This is a genomic window from Sulfolobus sp. E5-1-F (assembly GCF_009601705.1).
Classification (GTDB): domain Archaea; phylum Thermoproteota; class Thermoprotei_A; order Sulfolobales; family Sulfolobaceae; genus Saccharolobus.
In genome coordinates, this window is record NZ_CP045687.1 from 1,991,023 (window position 1) to 2,011,674 (window position 20,652).

The following is a 20,652-nucleotide window of genomic DNA, read 5'->3' on the forward strand; positions in this document are numbered from 1 at the left end:
TGCGTTATTTAACATTATAGAAATCTAGACACTTTCGAAACATTTCGTTAACTAACGTAAAAATCATAATGACATATTAAGTTAGTATTTTTTCGGTAAGATTATTTATTATAGCATGCTTTATCTCTAATGCTATTCTTCTTCCTAAACTTATTGGTTTTCCGAAGTAAAATTTAGAATATTGACTCCCAATTCCCATATATGCATTTGTACCACCTCCAATTCTTGGGGCTACATCGTATACGATAAGATCTAAATCTGGAGTTACCATAACCTGTAGAGTAAAGGGTCCTATTATTCCAGGAGGCTCAAGTTTTTGTGTAGCCTCTACAAATCTATATCCTATCTCAAATACTTTTTCTAACAGACTTTCTCTTATTGTTACCGGCTCGTGGCCAACCTCTATCAGTCTCGGTATCCTACCTAATTTTATTTGTATGTCAGCAGGTAATCTATATAAGCTATCCCAATCACTTTGAATTCTTCTATCTACGCTTATTAGTTCTAGCCTATTAAATATTGGACTGTAAAAGTAGTTAAGATTAAAATGAGCTCCGAATACAAATTCCTCTATTACCATATTTTTTAATCCTTCATTATCTATTATGTTATTTTTAAATAATTCATTAAGTTTAGCTTCGAAATCTTCCTTATTTACAGCGAAAAAGAATCCCCTCTCAACTTTCCTTTTAGCCTCAGGTAGTTTAACTATTACTGGCCTATCGATCTCTTCTGGTTTGAATAATTTTGGTATAGGTATTTTTGCCTCATTTAATATTCTATAATAATTCTTCTCACCAACTCTTTCTTCCCATCGTAACATGTATCTATTGCCAAAGACTTTCGTTTTCATTTTTTCTATTCCATCATAACCTACATAAACTGCTAAGCTCCTATTAGGGATAATTATTGCGTTTTCGCTGAGTAATCTATCTTGCACCTCATCTGAGACTATTTCTTTAAAATCATCTAAGATTATACACTTATCTAAGATTGCCTTAAATTCCAAATAAGGCTTTTCTCTCCCCTTTTTGCACAGCCCTATTGTTTGAAAGCCTTCATCCTTAGCTCCATCGAAGACGTCAAGAGCAGAATGGCTAGCTAGTGCAGCTATCTTAACGTTCATTTAACTCACCACTAAACTTAACCTATCTTTTTCATTAGCAATTTTGATTTCTCTTGCGATTCTTCTTCCCATACTCATGGGCTCATCCCAGTAAAGCCAACTATATGGGCTCCCATTTACGTATAAATTAGTTCCGGCAACTATTCTTCCAGAGAACTCGAAAACTACTATATCTGAATTATCAGTTACTATTGATTCCAAACAAAATGGCCCTATCATACCTGGAGATACTAATTCCTTAGTAGTTCTAACGAAATTATCAGCGTATTCTAAAGCAACTGGTAGTAGGCTTTCTCTAGCCACAGCCGGAATATTACCAACAACTACAAACGTTGGGTTTATGTTAAGTTCTTTACTATACTCAAAAGGAAGTCTTTTAAGTCCATCCATATTAGTCTCATATCTTATATCTATTCCAAAGATTTCTGTTCTATTTATAATATTACTATAGAAAAATTGAAAATACATTGGGACTCCGACAACATATTCTTGGATAATTACTTCATTTTCATCTCTTATTATTTTAGTCTCAATGAGCTTTCGAATTCCCTCTTTTACTTCACTTTTGTTCCTAGCTAAGAAGTATCCTTTTCCCCCTTTAGCTCCGTTAAGTTTTACAATTACTAATCTATCCACATCTTCCGGTCTTTCAAATACCTCAGGAATCTTTATGTTTGACTTTCTAAGTAGTTCCATTTTCTTTTTCTGATCAGCCTCCCATTCGAATATTCTTCTATTCCCAAAGATTTTTGTCTCAATTCTATCTACTCTTTCCTTACCTAAATATTCTACTAAGCTTCCATGGGGTATCAATATACCGTTATCCTTTATTTCATTGATTAAAGAGACAGCTTCATCTAAATTAGTATATGCTAAAATATAATCGATAAAACTAAAATTTTTATAAAACTCTTTCCTTCTATTATCTGTTATTACCATAGTTTGAAAACCTTCCTTTTTGGCTCCATGTAAGATTTGTAATGCAGAATGACTTCCGATTGTAGCAACTATCATTGTTGTGAGATTACAGTATAAGTTAATAAATGTTGAACATACTTTACAATTAGCCATGGAAGATAGTATATGTCCTTTAGAATGGAGATACGGCAGCAATGAGATGAGAAAGCTTTTTAGCAGAGAAGAAATACTGAAAACGAGAATTCAAGTCGAAATTGCATTACTAAAAGCGTTAAGCAAGTACGGTTTAGTAAAAGAGGAAGACATTCAAAAAGTTGAGAAAGCTTCATTAACAATAAGACCAGAAGAAGTTGATGAACTTGAATCAAAAATCGGTCATGACGTAATGGCTATGGTAGTGTTGATGGCAGAAAGAAGTGGAGATGCTGGGAGATATATTCATTTTGGTGCAACAAGTTATGATATCGTAGATACGGCTTATGCATTAATATTTAGAGACGCAATAAGATTAGTAAAGAAAAAAGTAATAGAAATATTAGAAATAATGATTAGTCTAGCAATTAAGTACAAAGATTTAGTAATGGTAGGGAGAACTCATGGACAGCACGCATTGCCTATAACGTTAGGCTTTAAAATTACTAATTATATCTATGAATTTTCCAGATCATTAGAAAGATTAAATGAAGTTGAGAGAAGAATAGTAAAAGGTAAAATGGCAGGTGCAGTTGGCACAATGGCTGCTTGGGGTAATATAGGGTTAGAAATCGAAGAAAATGTCATGAAAATTTTAGGATTAAGACCTCATGAGATTTCAACTCAAGTTGCTCCACGAGATGCGTTTGCAGAATTAACTTCTGATCTTTCAATTTTAGCATCTCAATGTGATAGATTCGCATTAGAAGTTAGAGAATTAATGAGACCGGAAATAAATGAAATAAACGAAGGTGTAGAAGGTCGTGTAGGAAGTAGCACTATGCCTCAGAAGGAAAACCCCGTTACGTCAGAAAAGATTGGAGGTTTAGCTAAAGTCTTACGCTCTCTTGTTGTAGCGTCATTAGAAAATATTCCATTATGGCATGAAAGAGATCTGACTAACAGTTCGTCAGAGAGGATAATAATATCGCATGAATTTCTAATTATTGACGAAATACTAGATAGTATGATAAATCTCTTAAGGAATCTAAGGATAAATTTTGAGAATATTGAAAGGAATTTGAACTTGACTAAAGGACAAATAATGGCAGAAAGTCTGATGATAAACTTAACCTTAAAAGGTATGAAAAGGCATGAAGCTCATCAATACGTTAACAAACTAACGTCAAAAGTAAGGCAAACTGGAAAAACGTTACTAGAGGTTTGTCTAGAGGATAGTTTAATTCTAAGTTATTTCTCCAAGCAAGAACTTGAGAACATACTTAACCCTAAAAACTACCTAGGATCTTATGATAAACTAATAGAGAGGACTATAAGCTATGCGAAAGGAATAATTAAAGGTTCAGAAATATGAGAAGTTCAGAACAAGTGCAGTAAGGTTTATCTTTTAAGCTTTAAATAATCCATTTAAATATATAGTAGAGTGATGCCGCCGTAGCTCAGCCTGGTTAGAGCGCCGGCCTCGTACCCAAAGTGAGATAGCCGGCGGTCGCGGGTTCGAATCCCGCCGGCGGCTTAAAACCTTATTTTTGAGAAATTAATTAAGACTTTGATAACTAGCTAATACTTTGTGAAACTAAAAGATATAGGTGAGCATGAGTTCATCAAGAGATATATTAAGAGTTACATCGACATTAAACTATTAGATGATGTATTCATCAATGATAAAAGAGGATATAAGGTAGATGGATTTAAACTGTCATACGCTTTTCCATTTATGTCACTCTACGATATTGGATGGAAGGCAATTTCAGCCTCTACCAGTGACATTATAGCGAAGGGAGTTAAACCTGAATTCTATTTAATTTCATTGGGCTTACCTCATGACTTCGATGTGAATAAAGCAGAGGAACTTATTAGCGGTATATCTGATGCTATTCATTATTATGGAGGAAGATATGTAGGAGGGGATTTAAATGATTCTGATTCTAATGGCTGGGTTGATGTTTTTGTGGAAGGAGAAGTTTTATGCGATATTAGTGATAAAGTTATTGATGATGGTGATCTTTTAGTAATTGGCGACTATATTGGTTATACCACTAATGTTTTTATTTCTTATATAAACAATTTTAATATACAAATCTTGCCAGAATCGTTACTTAAAGTAAAACATCCCATCATTAAAAAGTCATTACTATTTTTTATGAAAAAATACTGTAAGTTCATTAAATATTCTACTGATATTAGCGACGGTCTTATGGTATCTTTATACAAAATAGTTGATAATTTCAACTTAGGGATAAACATTACCGAAATTCCAATAGATAAAAATGTCTTAAACTCATTAAAGCTTCGCTTGAATTTAACTGAACTTGATATTTTAAAATACGCTGGAGAAGAGTTTTTGCCTTTACTTATTATAGACAAAAATTCCCCAGTGAAGGAAATACTAACTGAACTTCAATATCTAGCGTTTAATCCATTAATTATCGGACAAGTTATTCATGGAAATAAACTAATAACATATAAAAATGCTGTGATTAAAAATACTGGATGGGATAATTTCATCGGCTGGTATTAACTGAATGTACGTAAGTCAAAGAGAATATCTTTATATATAAAGATCGCAAATCTTACTTTCAATGGCTCAGATAGTAAACACTGAAAGGCATTCTAGACTTTTGCCTGCACCGTCAAGTTTCGAGGAAGGAGTAGTTAAATTTGGAGATAAAGAAATTAAGATAGGAGGACCCTTACCAACATTAGCTAAAGATGAGAAATTAGTTAGAGTAACTCATTCACTGTGTCCAGCGTGCTATAGGCTTTTACCAGCTACTATATTTGAAAAAGAAGGAAAATTGTTCATAAGAAAAATATGCCCAGAGCACGGAGAATTTGAGGACTTATATTACGCAGATTCTAGTTTATACTATAAGTTTGACTATTGGGAGTATGAAGGAAAAGGACCTAAAGTCCCCTATGTTGACTTGAAATCTCCTTGTCCTTATAACTGTGGACTATGCCCGATGCACCATCAACACTCAGCATTAGTTAATTTAGTGATAACAAATAGATGTGACTTATCTTGTTGGTATTGCTTCTTCTATGCTGAAAAGGCAGGATATGTTTATGAACCTACGTTAGAGCAAATTAAGTTTATGGTAGATCAACTAAAGAAACAAGATATTACGCTGGTTATCCAAGTGACTGGAGGAGAGCCTACATTAAGGGAGGACATAATAGAAATAATAAAGATGCTTAGAGAAAATGGTGTAAAACATATTCAGTTAAATAGTTGGGGAGGTACTTTTGCTAAACTGTACTTAGAAGATCCCGATAAGGCAATTAAATATGCTAGAGCTCTTAGAGAAGCAGGAGTAAATACTGTATACATGAGTTTTGACGGCACAACCAGAAAAACTAATCCAAAGAACCATTGGGAAATTCCATATACGCTAGAAGTGTTCAGAAGAGCAGGGATGACAAGCGTTGTATTAGTTCCCACTGTAATTAAGACAGTTAATGATAATGATCTAGGTAATATAGTTAAGTTTGCAGCATACAATATGGATGTTGTTAGATCAGTAAACTTCCAGCCAGTGAGTTTAACCGGAATGATGAAAAGGAATATGAGAGCTAAATTCAGAATCACGATACCTGAAGTTATAAAGAATATAGAAGAACAAACTGATGGTGAGATAACTAAGGATAGTTGGTATCCAATAGGTACTTCTGTTGTCTTCTCAAGGCTAGTTGAAGCTTTAACTGGTAAGGAACAATTCGAAATGGCTAATCATCCTTCTTGTGGAGCTGGGACATATGTGTATGTAGAATGGAGAAATCATGAACCTCACTTTATACCAATTTCGAAATTTATTGATCTAGAAGGTTTGCTAGAATATCTTAAAGAGAAAGAAGAAGAGTTAAGAGAGGGTGCTAACAAAGTATGGGTTGCAAGTAAAGTATTGTATAGTATAAGGAAGTTCATAGACAAAGAAAAAGGACCTAAGGACTTTGATGTATATAAGATGCTCTATAACATAATAATTCATCATAATTACGAAGCACTTGGAGAGTGGCACTATAGAACATTATTCTTAGGAACTATGCACTTCATGGATTTATATAACTACGATGTACAAAGAGTAATGAGATGTGATATTCACTATGTTGTGCCAGATGGTAGAGTGATTCCATTCTGTACCTATAATGTATTAAACGATTTGTATAGAGATAAAGTACTGAGAGAGTATCAAATACCTCTTGATAAATGGACTAAGGAACATGGAGAAAACTCATTAGGTGATGCTATAAAATATAAGCGTATAGCTTCAACCTTAGAGAATTCCGAGATCTATAAGAATACTTACAAATCCTTTCAACAACTTTGACTTAGCTTAATCAAAAGTATTTTTCTAATGTGGTTTTTTCTTGTTTTCTAAGCTGTTGTTTTTTATTTGGAATTAAATCTTTGAACCATACTCTTAGATTACAATCGCTTCGCTTTTTACATAATGTACAGCACTGATAACAAACATTAATTTTGAGTATTGAACAGTATTTTGTTTCCTTTATTTTCCCACAAGATTGACAATTCTCCTCGAAGACCATTTTAATCACTTGCCGATCTACAGTTGTTTACATCGCAAATATATTTTATGTATTTAGGATATTGTGTGATCCTTGTATTACTTCCGGAAAACAAGACATCATTATATTTTACCACTATATTTCCATTAGTGATATTTTTACTTAGAGTTATTAAAAAATTATCCAAAATATACTGTTTTTGCTTAATTTCCAGTGATATTGGAGATGGTGTGTATGTTCTATTTTCACACTCACCTTTTCTGATCATTATAGAGTCTGGAAAATGGGCTATCGTAATTGGTTTAAATAAATTATAAATATAGTACAATCCACCACTATTTTCAAACTTGCAGCTTGTTAATATAACGTATTTTAGTTTATCCTTTCCTTTTAAGACTTCTAAAAGGCTCTCTATTACATATTGAATGTTAGCACCAGTTGTAGTGTCAATGAGCGTATAATAATTTTTTTGGTCGTCATAAACTAGATATGCATTGGAATCATTACTATCTATTAATCTACCACCTATGACGTAAACGTTTCTTTGAATTTTAGCTATACTCATACTTTAAAAAGCACCATAACATTTATATCTTTGTCAATAAATTTATCCTTCCAAATATCAGTATTAGTTGCTATTATAAGGGCGCCTACTACACTTGCATTAGCTTTACTTATCAAGTTGTAAAGTGAAAGTAGGGTTTTTCCACTTCTAATTACATCATCAACTATAAGTATCTTATCCTTTTTTGAAATATAATCACTCCTCATGTAAAGTGTTGAAATTATGCCATTGCTTTCTCTGATATTCTCCTCAATATATTGTATCTGAGTAGAGTCCTTATGTTTTTTCGATATTATGAGTGGTTTTTCTAATATTGAAGCCACTATTGTAGCAAATGGGATTCCGTTTGAGGCAATACCTACTATTTTTGTTACATCACTAGCTTTATTTAATTTAATTAAATATAATTCTAGAAATGTTCTTAGTAAGTTAGGATAAAATAGTAAGTTAGATACATCTATGAAATCATCTTCATAAACTCTTATTTTTCTTATAAAGAAATTATATAGAAATTCCTTATTCTTTATCCTTGTAACGATTTCTAAAGCTTGTCTCTCGCTAGGAATTGTTCTCCCATTAACGTATCTACATATTAAACTTTCTTGAATATTGAAGAAATTGGACAATTCTTTGTAAGTATAAATATTTTTTAATTCTTTTAAGATATCTACACTAAATAGCCTAAGCCGCAATTCTTTTTCCTTTATTTGATTATTCTGTAACATAAAAATCTCCATGTTAAGTTAAACCTAGCTTCTTTTTTATTATTTCAACTGTCATTTGAGGGTCAGCTCTTTTTCCCGTCTTCTTCATTACCATACCTACTAAATAATTTACAACTTTTGGATCTTTCTTAGCTTTCTCTACAGCCTCTTTCTCTTCATTTAGTACTTCATCTATAATCCTTTCTAAGTAATTCTCATCTTTGATGTTTGTCATACCCTTTTCCTTAATTAGTTGTCCCGGAGTTTTTCCAGATAAGATCATTTCAGGTAGTAGTTCTTTTACTATCTTTATTGATATTAAGCCAGAATCTAAGTACTCAAATAGTTCAATGATATGATTGGCTTTGGCTTTACTTTGTGTTACTGTGATATTATTTTCGTTAAGCCATCTCATGTAATCGTTAATTAACAGATTTGCAACTTTAGCATAGTTTTTATACTTGTTTGTGATTTCTTCAAATAAATCCGCTAAAGCTTTTTCATTAACCAAAACTTGAGCTTGATATGGGGTAACATTGTATTGTTTTACAAACCTCTCAGCTCTCTGGTCTGGTAACTCTGGCATTTCACGTTTAAACTTCTCGATAAGCTCTGGTGTTATTGAGTATGGTGGTAAATCTGGATCTGGAAAATATCTATAATCCTCCTCAGTCTCTTTAGTTCGTAAAGGTACTGTAACTCTCCTTTCGTTATCCCAATGTCTAGTCTCTCTTTCTATCTTGATACCTTGTAGTACACTAGCTCTCTGTCTTGCAATTTCATAATTTATAGCATCCTCAACGTCTTTAGGAGAACCCACATTCTTAACTTCCACTCTCTCTCCTCCTTTTACTGATATATTTACATCAGCTTTCATTGAACCTTCAATGCCACAGTCACATACACCTAAATGTTCTAGGATTGACCTTAATTTTTCTAGGAAGAATCTGGCTTCTTTAGCAGACCTTAGATCTGGTTCTGTTACAATTTCTAACAATGGCGTACCAGATCTATTATAGTCTAGTAACGTATATTTGCTAGTTAGTATAGAACCAGTAGGGTAGACTATCTTTGCTGGATCTTCTTCTATATTTATTCTTCTAATTCTTATGATTTTATCATTTAATTTGATATAACCGTCTTTAGCTATGGCCATACTACCTGGTCCATCATATTGGGATATCTGATAATTTTTAGACATATCTGGATAAAAATAATGTTTCCTATCGAAAATTAATTTCTCAGCAATTTGGCAGTTAAGGGCTAGTGCAGTTAAGATACCATATTTTACCGCGTTTTCATTTAATACGGGAATAGCTCCAGGTAATCCTAAACATACGGGGCAAGTTACTGTATTTGGGTCTTTTCCAGTATAATCTGATGGACATGAGCAGAAAAGTTTAGTCTTTAACGCCGTTATGTGAACGTGAACTTCTAATCCTATTTTTACATCATCATCCATATCTTATCACCCAAACGCTCTATCTCCAGCGTCTCCGAGACCAGGTAAAATATAACCTTTATTATTAAGTTCAGGGTCAACTGTAACTGTGAAAAGATAAATAAATGGATATTTAGAGAGAATTTTGTTTGCTCCATATTCTGAAGAGATTATTGACACAATATATATTCTTTTAGGAGTAGCTCTTACAACTTCTTCAAGTACTTTTAACATAGTGCTTGCTGTTGCGATCATGGGATCTGCAATTATTACGTTATCAACTTTAGCTCTTATATCTGGTATTTTTTTGTAATATACATAAACGTCCATATCTTTTGGTACTTCTTTCCCATCGACTTCTACTCTACTTGCCCCTATCACACCTTGTCTTGCTTTAGGAAATGCCTTAAGTAAACCCTCAACTAAGGGTACTGCTGCCCTTAATATGTTTATAATCACTATGTTGTTTAGGTCTGTTATTTCTATTCCTTTAGTCCTAACACCTAATGGCGTTTCAACTTCTACTATTTCGTAATCCAAGGTGTTTACTATTTCGTAGCCCAATATCCTTCCTAATCTTACCAAGTTTTTCCTAAAGTTAATTTGATCAGTATTTTTATCTCTAAGTTGCGTTAATATATGTAGTGTTATAGGTTTATCGATTATGTATAATGGCATTAGTTTTTGTTACCTCTTAGTTGTTATTTTCCTGGCTTCCCTCTCTGTCTCTCTTAATATTAAAATATCACCTACTCTTACTGGTCCCTTTACGTTTCTGGTAAGTATTCTCCCTTTGTCCCTACCCTCTAATATTCTTACCCTTACTTGGGTAACTTCTCCAGTTACGCCGGTTCTATCCAAAATTTGGATAACTTCAGCTGGAAATCCAAATTCTTCTATTATAGATGAACTTTGTGATTGCTGGGTTTTTTCACTCATTTTTCCACCAGCTATTACTATGAACAATTCACTTAAATACTTCACCCATATTGTTTATTTGTGGTTTGAATGCCTACTACTAGGCAATGTAGTTTCTGTGGTCACGAAATACCTCCAGGCACTGGATTAATGTATGTGAGGAACGATGGCGCGATCTTATGGTTTTGTTCAAGTAAGTGTAGGAAATCAATGCTAAAATATCATAGAGATCCAAAGAAGTATAAATGGACTACTAAATATATGAAGGTTAGATGAAAAATGGTTATGCAAAGGACATTTGTAATGATAAAACCAGATGGAGTTAGGAGAGGATTAGTAGGAGAAATAATTAGTAGATTTGAGAGAAGAGGATTAAAAATTGTATCTCTTAAAATGGTGAAAATGTCAAGGGAAGTAGCTGAAAAGTTGTATGAGGAGCATAAAGGAAAAAGTTTCTTTGAAGAACTTGTAAATTATGTTACCTCCGGTCCAGTAGTATGTATTGTGATAGAAGGTGATGATGTAGTGCAGGTGATAAGGCGAATGATCGGTAATACGGATCCTAAAGAAGCACCTCCTGGCACTATAAGAGGAGATTATGCGTTATCTAAGTCAGAAAACGTTATTCATGCTTCTGATTCTATCGAAAAAGCTCAGCGGGAGATATCGTTGTTCTTCGATAAATCAGATCTGTAATCCTAATCCATATAAAGGATCTTCTTTTCTCTTTATTCTTATTATTTCTTTTATTACTTCTCTCATATCATCCGTGATAGAACTTGAATACTTATTAACCAATATTTCAAGGTCTTCTTTAGGTACATCGGTGTATAAAACATCTCCTTCATTTACATGTCTTCCTATCATTAGATTGCCTTTAATTGATATTGCAACTTCCATTCCTTTAGTTGCCCTTTCAAGACTCTTCTTATTATCTTGTATTTGTAGTATCTCACCAACTTTCCTTCCATCTTCTTTAATTAAAGGATACTTAGGTCTTATAACACCTCCTATAACTTCAATACCTACTACTACTGGATCACTGCGTCTAAATACATAACCCGGCAATATCCTTATTTTGCCTGGTAATATCAAAGTGTCAAATGTACGCCTTTTCTCAGCTTCCCTAACTTCATTAATATGCTTCTTGATATCTTCAATTAACTGATAAATTATTTCATTATATAATATTTTTACTCCACTAGTATCAATTCCTTGTAATAATTTTACTCTAAAAGCAGCAATAATTCCATATTCTTTTGATCTTTGAGCTACTATACTCGCCTCTATAACATCTCTCTTCGAAATTGGACCTATATCTGCTAGCCTTATTGGTATACCTTCTCGCTGCAAAGCGCTAACTAAGGCTTCTAGTGTTCCTAAGCTATCTGCCTTAAGCACTATTCCGTCGATATCACTGTACAGTCTAACTTCTTTAATTTCCTCTTCTATCTGCTGTTTATATTGCTCAACTTTAGACTCGTCTTCTATCACATAAAGTGGCGATCCAGCTAAGGCTTCCTCCAAATTAGGTGCAGATATCTTCACTCCAGCTGCTGCATATACTTCATCTATTGGTGTTAGATCATACTTGCTTAATTTCATATCTTGTAATGGTCTAGGTACAAATATTCCCCTAACTTTAGTTATAATAATGCCGTTGATACCTCCTAATATTATAGTATCATTTTTCTTAAGCACTCCATCGTAAATTATAACATCTATGGTGTGCCCTAAGCCGGGATCTTCTTTTACTTCTAATATAACTCCCTTTGCAGGACCCTCTGCAAACTTTAATCTAGTCTCTAAGTATCTTTGGGTTAATCCGGCGAGTAATGCTAAAAGATCTGCAACACCTTCCCCAGTCTTAGCAGAAACCGGAACTATTGCTACTGTTTTAGTGAAATCCTTTATTCTATCATAACGTTCAGCACTAAAGCCTAAGTTAGCTAGTTGTGAAACCAAATTATAGACTAAGTTATCTAAATAAACTTTAACATCGTTCCTCTGTTTCTCAATTGACGCTAAAAACGGTATGTCATTAGTTGATTTCCATCCGGGTATTTTATCTATTTTATTCGCAGCTACGAGAAATGGAACTTTTCTTTCTCTTAGTATTTGTATTGATTCTATTGATTGCTTCTGGAGGCCTTCAGTAATATCAACAACTAGGATTGCAATATCCGCTACGCTTCCACCTCTTCTTCTCAAATTCGAAAAATACTCGTGGCCGGGTGTATCAATAAACAATAATCCTGGTATTTGGAGTTTTATAGGTATTACCTTTTTAAGAGGTTCTGCTAATTTTTCAATTATATAGCTTGGAACAAAACTAGCTCCCACCTCTTGTGTCATTTCTCCAGGTTCCTTTTTAACCACTGTTGTACCCCTTATTTTATCAAGTAATGTAGTTTTTCCATGATCTACGTGGCCTAATACTACTACTATTGGTTGCCTAAGCCTTCTCCCAGCGTTGCTAATTTTCATTCACCTATATGACCTTAATATATTATTAGAATAAATTAGTTTGCCATGAAATTGCGTGAAAGACGAAATATTCTTTTCAATCGCATTATTTATAGCTATAGTTAAAAATATTTAGCGCATTGTAGATGAATACTTTAGCTGAGAAGTTGATCAATACTATTAAGATTTAGGTAATTTTTCCAGAGTAGGAATAGATTACTCTAAAACTGGATGTAACTTTTATATATGTATTGATGAATAAAACTACAAAGTGCTTAAAAGCTAACGCTTCGAATAATATATAGCCTAATTAAGTAAGTCAGAGTAAAACTCTTATTACCCAAATGTAGTATGTGAATAATGGTTAATAATGAGAGGATCATCTAATAGGAAAATTGATCCAAGAGTTCATTATCTTGTACCCAAGCATGAGGTACTTAGTATCGATGAAGCATATAAAATTCTAAAAGAATTAGGAATTAGACCAGAACAATTGCCTTGGATAAGGGCCTCAGATCCCGTTGCTATAAGCATAAATGCGAAACCAGGTGACATAATTAGAGTTATGAGAAAGAGTCAATTATATGGAGAGGTTGTCTCGTATAGGTATGTAATTAGTGGGTGAATGAATTGGCATCTATTTTAAGCGTTGATGAAAGATGGAAAGTTATCGAAGCTTATTTTAAATCTAAAGGCTTAGTTAGACAGCATCTGGATTCATACAATGACTTTGTTAGAAACAAGCTTCAAGAGATCATTGACGAGCAAGGAGAAATCCCAACAGAAATACCAGGTTTGAAAGTGAGATTAGGCAAGATAAGAATAGGAAAACCAAGAGTTAGGGAATCAGATAGGGGAGAAAGGGAGATCAGTCCAATGGAAGCTAGACTAAGGAACTTGACCTATGCTGCTCCACTATGGCTTACAATGATTCCAGTTGAAAATAATATTGAAGCAGAACCAGAGGAGGTTTATATAGGAGATTTACCTATAATGCTCAAATCAGCAATAGATCCGATATCACAGTATACTTTAGATAAGCTGATTGAGATTGGTGAGGATCCTAAAGACCCGGGAGGGTATTTCATAGTAAATGGGTCCGAAAGAGTTATAGTAACTCAAGAAGATTTAGCTCCAAATAGAGTTCTTGTAGATACTGGAAAGACGGGGTCAAATATTACACATACGGCTAAAATTATCTCTAGTACTGCAGGCTATAGAGTGCCCGTTACAATAGAAAGACTAAAAGAGGGTACATATCATGTATCATTTCCAGCAGTTCCAGGTAAAATTCCGTTTGTTATTTTAATGAGAGCACTTGGTATATTAACTGACAGGGACATAGTATATGCAGTATCATTAGATCCTCAGATTCAGAACGAATTATTTCCCTCTTTAGAACAAGCAAGTTCTATAGCTACTGTTGATGATGCACTAGATTTTATAGGTAGCAGAGTAGCCATAGGCCAAAAGAGAGAAAATAGAATAGAAAAAGCACAACAAATAATTGATAAATACTTTCTGCCTCATTTAGGAACTTCGGCAGATGATAGAAGAAAGAAAGCATATTATTTAGCTTATGCTATATCAAAAGTTATTGAGCTGCATCTGGGTAGAAGAGAACCTGATGATAAAGATCATTACGCTAATAAAAGATTAAGATTAGCCGGAGACTTATTCGCGTCATTATTTAGAGTAGCTTTCAAGGCTTTCGTAAAAGATTTAACATATCAACTAGAAAAATCCAAGGTAAGAGGTAGAAAGCTCACTTTAAAGGCATTAGTTAGGCCAGATATCGTAACAGAAAGAATAAGGCATGCATTAGCTACTGGTAATTGGGTTGGTGGAAGAACTGGAGTTAGTCAATTACTTGATAGAACTAACTGGCTGTCTATGTTAAGCCATCTGAGGAGAGTAATATCCTCATTAGCAAGGGGTCAACCTAATTTCGAAGCGAGAGATTTACATGGTACACAATGGGGTAGGATGTGTCCCTTTGAAACACCTGAAGGTCCGAATAGTGGATTAGTTAAGAATTTAGCGTTAATGGCTCAAATTGCTGTAGGAATAAATGAGAAGATTGTTGAAAAAACTCTTTATGAGATGGGAGTAGTTCCGGTGGAGGAGGTTATAAGAAGAGTAACTGAAGGTGGAGAGGATCAGAACGAATATCTAAAATGGTCTAAAGTTTTACTTAACGGAAGATTAATAGGCTATTACCAAGATGGACAAGAATTAGCTAACAAGATCAGAGAAAGAAGGAGAAAAGGAGAAATTAGTGATGAAGTAAATGTAGCTCATATAGTTACAGATTTCATTAATGAAGTTCATGTTAATTGCGATTCTGGAAGAGTTAGAAGACCACTTATAGTTGTTTCTAACGGTAACCCGTTGGTAACTAGAGAAGATATTGAAAAGTTAGAATCTGGCACTATTACCTTTGACGATCTCGTTAGACAAGGAAAGATAGAGTATCTGGATGCAGAAGAAGAAGAGAACGTTTATGTTGCTTTAGAACCTAGTGACTTAACTCCAGAGCATACTCATTTAGAGATATGGTCTCCAGCTATTTTGGGCATAACAGCTTCTATAATACCTTATCCAGAGCATAATCAATCGCCTAGAAATACATATCAGTCAGCTATGGCTAAACAAGCTTTAGGTTTATATGCAGCGAACTATCAGTTACGTACAGATACGAGAGCCCATTTACTCCATTACCCACAGAGACCTTTAGTTCAAACTAGGGCATTAGATATTATAGGCTATACAAATAGGCCAGCCGGAAATAACGCTATCCTAGCTGTAATGTCATTTACTGGATACAATATGGAAGATTCAATAATTATGAATAGGTCCTCCGTTGAGAGAGGAATGTATAGGTCTACATTCTTTAGACTTTACTCAACAGAAGAGGTAAAATATCCTGGAGGTCAAGAAGACAAAATAGTAGTTCCAGAGCCTGGTGTTAGAGGATACAAAGGCAAAGAATACTATAGACTTCTAGAGGATAACGGAGTGGTCTCACCCGAGGTCGAAGTGAAAGGAGGAGACGTATTGATAGGTAAAGTTAGCCCTCCAAGATTCTTACAAGAATTTAAAGAATTATCTCCAGAACAAGCTAAGCGTGATACCTCAATAGTTACTAGACATGGTGAAATGGGTATCGTAGATCTAGTTTTAGTTACTGAAACTGCAGAAGGCAATAAGCTAGTTAAGGTAAGAGTAAGAGATCTTAGAATACCTTCTATAGGTGATAAATTCGCTAGTAGACATGGACAAAAAGGTGTAATTGGTATGCTTATACCACAAGTTGATATGCCATATACTGTTAAAGGTGTAGTGCCTGATATAATATTAAATCCTCACGCATTGCCATCTAGAATGACATTAGGTCAAATTATGGAAGGAATAGCGGGTAAATATGCTGCACTATCTGGGAATATTGTAGATGCTACACCTTTCTACAAGACACCTATAGAACAATTACAAAATGAGATCATGAAATATGGTTATCTACCAGACGCTACCGAAGTAACATATGATGGCCGTACTGGGCAGAAAATTAAATCTAGAATATATTTTGGAGTAGTATATTATCAGAAATTGCATCATATGGTAGCAGATAAGATTCACGCCAGAGCTAGGGGCCCAGTTCAGATTTTAACAAGACAGCCAACTGAAGGAAGAGCAAGAGAAGGTGGTTTAAGATTTGGAGAAATGGAAAGAGACTGTTTGATCGGTTTTGGCACTGCAATGCTCCTTAAGGATAGGTTATTAGATAACTCTGATAGAACAACAATTTACGTTTGCGATCAGTGCGGTTATATAGGTTGGTATGATAAGAATAAGAATAAATACGTATGCCCAATACATGGTGATAAGAGTAACTTGTTCCCGGTTACTGTATCTTATGCATTTAAGCTTTTAATTCAAGAACTAATGAGCATGATCATATCACCCAGATTAATTTTAGAGGATAGGGTTAGATTGAGTGGAGGTAAAGAAAATGAGTGAAAAGAATATAAAAGGAATAAAATTTGGAATACTTTCTCCTGATGAAATAAGAAAGATGTCAGTGACCGCAATAATAACTCCAGACGTTTATGATGAAGACGGGACTCCAATAGAAGGTAGTGTAATGGATCCTAGGTTAGGTGTAATAGAACCTGGACAGAAGTGTCCTACTTGTGGTAATACTTTAGGTAACTGCCCCGGACATTTTGGGCATATAGAATTAGTTAGACCAGTAATTCATGTAGGATTTGTAAAACATGTATATGAATTCCTAAAGGCTACATGTAGGAGATGTGGTAGAGTTAAAATTTCTGAAGAAGAAATAGAGAAATATTCTAGAATATATAACGCAATTAAGAAAAGATGGCCATCTGCAGCTAGGAGATTAACAGAATATGTGAAGAAGTCTGCAATGAAAGCTCAAGTTTGTCCACACTGTGGCGAAAAGCAATTCAAGATAAAGTTAGAAAAACCGTATAATTTTTACGAAGAGAGGAAAGAAGGCGTAGCAAAACTAACTCCTTCTGATATACGAGAAAGATTGGAGAAAATACCAGAATCCGATGCCGAAATATTAGGTTACGATCCTACAACCAGTAGGCCAGAGTGGATGATATTAACTGTTCTTCCAGTTCCTCCAATTACAATTAGACCTTCTATTATGATAGAGAGTGGAATAAGAGCTGAAGATGACTTAACTCATAAGTTAGTCGATATAGTAAGGATTAATGAACGATTGAAAGAGAGTATAGATGCAGGAGCTCCACAACTGATAATAGAAGATTTGTGGGACCTTTTACAGTATCATGTTGCGACTTACTTTGATAACGAGATTCCCGGATTGCCTCCTTCTAAACATAGATCTGGAAGGCCATTAAGAACACTAGCCCAAAGATTAAAGGGGAAAGAAGGTAGATTTAGAGGTAATTTATCTGGTAAAAGAGTTGATTTCTCATCCAGAACAGTCATATCCCCAGATCCTAATATTAGTATTGATGAAGTAGGAGTCCCAGAGATTATAGCTAGAACACTTACAGTCCCAGAAAGGATAACCTCATGGAATATAGAAAAATTAAGACAGTTTGTTATTAATGGTCCCGATAAATGGCCTGGCGCTAATTACGTAATTAGACCAGATGGTAGAAGAATAGATCTGAGATATGTGAAAGATAGAAAGGAGCTTGCATCAACTTTAGCTCCAGGATATGTAGTAGAACGTCATCTAACTGATGGAGATATAGTTTTGTTCAATAGGCAACCTTCTCTGCACAGAATTTCAATGATGGCTCATAGAGTTAGAGTACTAAAAGGGTTAACATTTAGGTTAAACTTGCTTGTATGTCCACCATATAATGCAGACTTCGATGGAGACGAAATGAACTTACACGTTCCACAGTCAGAAGAGGCAATAGCGGAAGCCAAGGAAATAATGCTTGTACATAAAAACATAATAACCCCAAGATATGGTGGTCCTATTATAGGAGCTGCTCAAGATTATATAAGTGGTGCGTATTTACTAACAGTAAAAACTACGTTATTAACTAAAGAAGAAGCCCAGCAAATATTAGGTGTGGCAGACGTTAAAATTGATCTTGGGGAACCGGCAATTTTAGCACCTAGAGAATATTATACTGGAAAACAAGTAGTAAGTGCTTTTCTGCCTAAAGATTTTAATTTCCACGGTCAAGCTAACGTTAGTAGTGGCCCTAGGCTATGCAAGAACGAAGATTGCCCGCACGATTCGTATGTAGTGATTAAGAACGGAACACTGTTAGAAGGCGTATTTGATAAAAAGGCTATAGGAAACCAGCAACCAGAAAGTATCCTCCATTGGCTGATTAAGGAATATTCTGATGAATATGGTAAGTGGTTAATGGATAACCTATTTAGAGTATTTATTAGATTTATTGAATTACAAGGGTTTACGATGAGACTTGAGGACGTATCATTAAGCGATGATGTAAAGAAAGAAATTTACAACGAAATAGATAGGGCTAAAGTGGAAGTCGATAATCTAATACAAAAGTATAAAAATGGAGAGTTAGAACCAATACCAGGGAGAACTTTAGAGGAAAGTTTAGAAAACTATATTCTTGATACCTTAGACAAATTAAGAAGCACTGCCGGTGATATAGCAAGTAAATATCTAGATCCATTTAATTTCGCTTACGTAATGGCAAGAACTGGAGCTAGAGGTAGCGTATTAAACATAACTCAGATGGCCGCTATGTTAGGTCAGCAATCAGTTAGAGGTGAAAGAATAAAAAGAGGATATATGACTAGAACATTACCTCACTTTAAACCTTATGACATCTCACCAGAAGCTAGAGGTTTTATATATTCATCATTCAGAACTGGTCTTAAACCAACTGAATTATTCTTCCATGCTGCTGGAGGTAGGGAAGGTCTAGTGGATACTGCAGTGCGAACTTCACAGAGTGGTTATATGCAAAGAAGATTAATAAACGCATTATCGGACTTAAGGGCTGAATATGATGGGACTGTAAGAAGTTTATATGGCGAGGTTATTCAAGTTGCGTATGGTGACGATGGTGTATTTCCCATGTATTCAGCTCATGGTAAAACGGTAGATGTAAATAGGATCTTTGAGAGAGTCGTGGGGTGGAAGATATGATTGATGAAAAGGATAAATCTTTTTTGGAAGAAAAAGTAAAACAAGCTTCCAAGATTCTTCCTCAAAAAATTGTTGATGATTTGAAAAATTTGATATCTAATAAAGAAGTGCTAGTTACTAGAGAAGAGATTGAAAAAATCTTCGATTTAGCTATTAAAGAGTATAGTGAAGGACTAATAGCTCCAGGAGAGGCTATTGGAATTGTAGCTGCACAATCAGTAGGAGAACCCGGTACACAAATGACGTTAAGGACTTTTCATTTTGCGGGTATAAGAGAGTTAAACGTAACGTTGGGTCTTCCAAGACTAATAGAAATTGTAGACGCTAAAAAAGTTCCATCAACTCCAATGATGACTATTTATTTAATCGATGAATACAAACACGATAAAGAAAAAGCGTTAGAAGTTGCTAGAAAAATAGAGTATACAAAAATAGAGAATGTAGTTACTTCAACAAGTATCGATATAGCTTCAATGTCAATTATTCTTCAACTCGATGATGAAATGCTTAAAGATAAAGGCGTTACTGTTGACGATGTTAAAAAAGCTATAAATAGATTGAAATTAGGAGAATTTGTGATAGAGGAATCTGAAGGTAATGCACTAAAAGTAAGTTTTGCTAATATAGATAGTATAGCTGCATTATTTAAATTAAGAGATAAGATACTTAATACTAAAATAAAGGGAATAAAAGGAATAAAACGTGCGATAGTTCAGAAAAAAGGGGATGAATACATTATTATAACAGATGGTTCAAATCTATCTAGCGTTCTTAGTGTGAAAGGAGTTGATATAGCCAAAGTAGAAACTAATAATATTCGTGAAATCGAGGAGGTATTTGGAATAGAGGCTGCAAGGGAGATTATAATTAGGGAAATTAGTAAAGTGTTAGCAGAACAAGGTTTAGACGTTGATATTAGACATATATTACTGGTTGCGGATGTAATGACTAGAACAGGTGTCGTAAGACAGATAGGTAGGCATGGTGTAACTGGAGAGAAGAGTAGTGTGTTAGCAAGAGCTGCATTTGAGGTTACTGTTAAACATCTTTTGGATGCTGCAGCTAGAGGAGATGTAGAAGAATTTAAAGGTGTAGTAGAAAACATTATAATTGGTCATCCAATTAAACTAGGTACTGGAATGGTTGAATTAACAATGAGGCCGATAGTAAGGTGATAAA

The 20,652-nt window shown here is 34.4% G+C and carries 17 protein-coding genes and 1 tRNA gene; 10 read left to right on the top strand and 8 right to left on the bottom strand.

Translation table 11 applies throughout. From position 1 onward, the window contains the following. Positions 1-76: 76 nt before the first annotated feature. Together GFS03_RS10400 and GFS03_RS10405 are read right to left on the bottom strand one after the other, a co-directional pair. Positions 77-1,126, bottom strand: a complete 1,050-nt coding sequence (locus GFS03_RS10400) for a formate--phosphoribosylaminoimidazolecarboxamide ligase family protein (protein ID WP_153424019.1) — start codon at positions 1,124-1,126, stop codon at positions 77-79. Continuing rightward, positions 1,127-2,140, bottom strand: coding sequence for a formate--phosphoribosylaminoimidazolecarboxamide ligase (locus tag GFS03_RS10405; protein WP_238699102.1), 1,014 nt, complete (start codon positions 2,138-2,140; stop codon positions 1,127-1,129). A gap of 4 nt (positions 2,141-2,144) precedes the next feature. On the opposite strand from GFS03_RS10405, the gene purB reads away from it, so the two are divergent. The 4 genes from purB (at position 2,145) to tes (ending at position 6,528) form a co-directional block, all read left to right on the top strand. After that, the gene (gene purB / locus GFS03_RS10410; protein ID WP_153424021.1) at positions 2,145-3,551 is read left to right on the top strand and encodes an adenylosuccinate lyase; all 1,407 of its coding nucleotides are present in this window, start codon (positions 2,145-2,147) and stop codon (positions 3,549-3,551) included. Between the two features lie 74 nt (positions 3,552-3,625). Next, positions 3,626-3,713 (top strand) — tRNA-Thr (locus GFS03_RS10415). Positions 3,714-3,767: 54 nt separating this feature from the next. Then, positions 3,768-4,718, top strand: a complete 951-nt coding sequence (locus GFS03_RS10420; protein ID WP_153424022.1) for a thiamine-phosphate kinase — start codon at positions 3,768-3,770, stop codon at positions 4,716-4,718. A 61-nt stretch (positions 4,719-4,779) separates the two neighbouring features. Further along, the gene (gene tes, locus GFS03_RS10425; protein WP_153424023.1) at positions 4,780-6,528 is read left to right on the top strand and encodes a tetraether lipid synthase Tes; all 1,749 of its coding nucleotides are present in this window, start codon (positions 4,780-4,782) and stop codon (positions 6,526-6,528) included. Positions 6,529-6,749: 221 nt separating this feature from the next. Here tes and GFS03_RS10435 read toward each other — a convergent pair whose 3' ends face one another. Genes GFS03_RS10435 through GFS03_RS10455 form a run of 5 tightly spaced genes read right to left on the bottom strand, consistent with a single transcriptional unit; the run spans position 6,750 to position 10,376 of the window. Next, a complete protein-coding gene (locus GFS03_RS10435; protein ID WP_153424025.1) occupies positions 6,750-7,292 on the bottom strand; it encodes an MBL fold metallo-hydrolase in 543 nt (180 codons plus the stop codon). Next, the gene (locus GFS03_RS10440) at positions 7,289-8,029 is read right to left on the bottom strand and encodes a phosphoribosyltransferase family protein (protein ID WP_153424026.1); all 741 of its coding nucleotides are present in this window, start codon (positions 8,027-8,029) and stop codon (positions 7,289-7,291) included. The genes GFS03_RS10435 and GFS03_RS10440 overlap by 4 nt, the downstream gene beginning before the upstream one ends. Position 8,030: 1 nt before the next feature. Then, the gene (gene gatB / locus GFS03_RS10445) at positions 8,031-9,458 is read right to left on the bottom strand and encodes an Asp-tRNA(Asn)/Glu-tRNA(Gln) amidotransferase subunit GatB (protein ID WP_153424027.1); all 1,428 of its coding nucleotides are present in this window, start codon (positions 9,456-9,458) and stop codon (positions 8,031-8,033) included. Positions 9,459-9,464: 6 nt separating this feature from the next. After that, positions 9,465-10,115 carry a uracil phosphoribosyltransferase gene (gene upp / locus GFS03_RS10450; protein ID WP_153424028.1) on the bottom strand — a complete coding sequence of 217 codons (651 nt, stop codon included), beginning with the start codon at positions 10,113-10,115 and terminating at the stop codon, positions 9,465-9,467. A 9-nt stretch (positions 10,116-10,124) separates the two neighbouring features. Then, positions 10,125-10,376: a 30S ribosomal protein S28e gene (locus tag GFS03_RS10455; RefSeq protein WP_153424029.1), complete on the bottom strand. Its 252-nt coding sequence runs from the start codon at positions 10,374-10,376 to the stop codon at positions 10,125-10,127. A gap of 69 nt (positions 10,377-10,445) precedes the next feature. On the opposite strand from GFS03_RS10455, the gene GFS03_RS10460 reads away from it, so the two are divergent. Beyond that, positions 10,446-10,631: a 50S ribosomal protein L24e gene (locus tag GFS03_RS10460; protein ID WP_153424030.1), complete on the top strand. Its 186-nt coding sequence runs from the start codon at positions 10,446-10,448 to the stop codon at positions 10,629-10,631. A 3-nt stretch (positions 10,632-10,634) separates the two neighbouring features. Next, the gene (gene ndk, locus GFS03_RS10465) at positions 10,635-11,051 is read left to right on the top strand and encodes a nucleoside-diphosphate kinase (protein WP_153424031.1); all 417 of its coding nucleotides are present in this window, start codon (positions 10,635-10,637) and stop codon (positions 11,049-11,051) included. Here the strand turns inward: ndk and infB are convergent. Further along, a complete protein-coding gene (gene infB / locus GFS03_RS10470) occupies positions 11,040-12,842 on the bottom strand; it encodes a translation initiation factor IF-2 (protein WP_153424032.1) in 1,803 nt (600 codons plus the stop codon). The genes ndk and infB overlap by 12 nt on opposite strands. Before the next feature lie 349 nt (positions 12,843-13,191). On the opposite strand from infB, the gene GFS03_RS10475 reads away from it, so the two are divergent. Genes GFS03_RS10475 through rpoA2 form a run of 4 tightly spaced genes read left to right on the top strand, consistent with a single transcriptional unit; the run spans position 13,192 to position 20,648 of the window. Beyond that, entirely contained in the window at positions 13,192-13,446 is a 255-nt protein-coding gene (locus GFS03_RS10475; RefSeq protein ID WP_153424033.1) for a DNA-directed RNA polymerase subunit H, read from the top strand. After that, positions 13,443-16,838 (top strand): DNA-directed RNA polymerase subunit B, encoded by a 3,396-nt coding sequence (locus GFS03_RS10480; protein ID WP_153424034.1) that lies wholly within the window; start codon positions 13,443-13,445, stop codon positions 16,836-16,838. Before GFS03_RS10475 ends, GFS03_RS10480 begins: the two co-directional genes overlap by 4 nt. Continuing rightward, a complete protein-coding gene (rpoA1, locus tag GFS03_RS10485) occupies positions 16,831-19,473 on the top strand; it encodes a DNA-directed RNA polymerase subunit A' (protein ID WP_153424035.1) in 2,643 nt (880 codons plus the stop codon). The genes GFS03_RS10480 and rpoA1 overlap by 8 nt, the downstream gene beginning before the upstream one ends. Continuing rightward, positions 19,470-20,648: a DNA-directed RNA polymerase subunit A'' gene (gene rpoA2, locus GFS03_RS10490; RefSeq protein WP_153424036.1), complete on the top strand. Its 1,179-nt coding sequence runs from the start codon at positions 19,470-19,472 to the stop codon at positions 20,646-20,648. The genes rpoA1 and rpoA2 overlap by 4 nt, the downstream gene beginning before the upstream one ends. Positions 20,649-20,652: the final 4 nt, after the last annotated feature.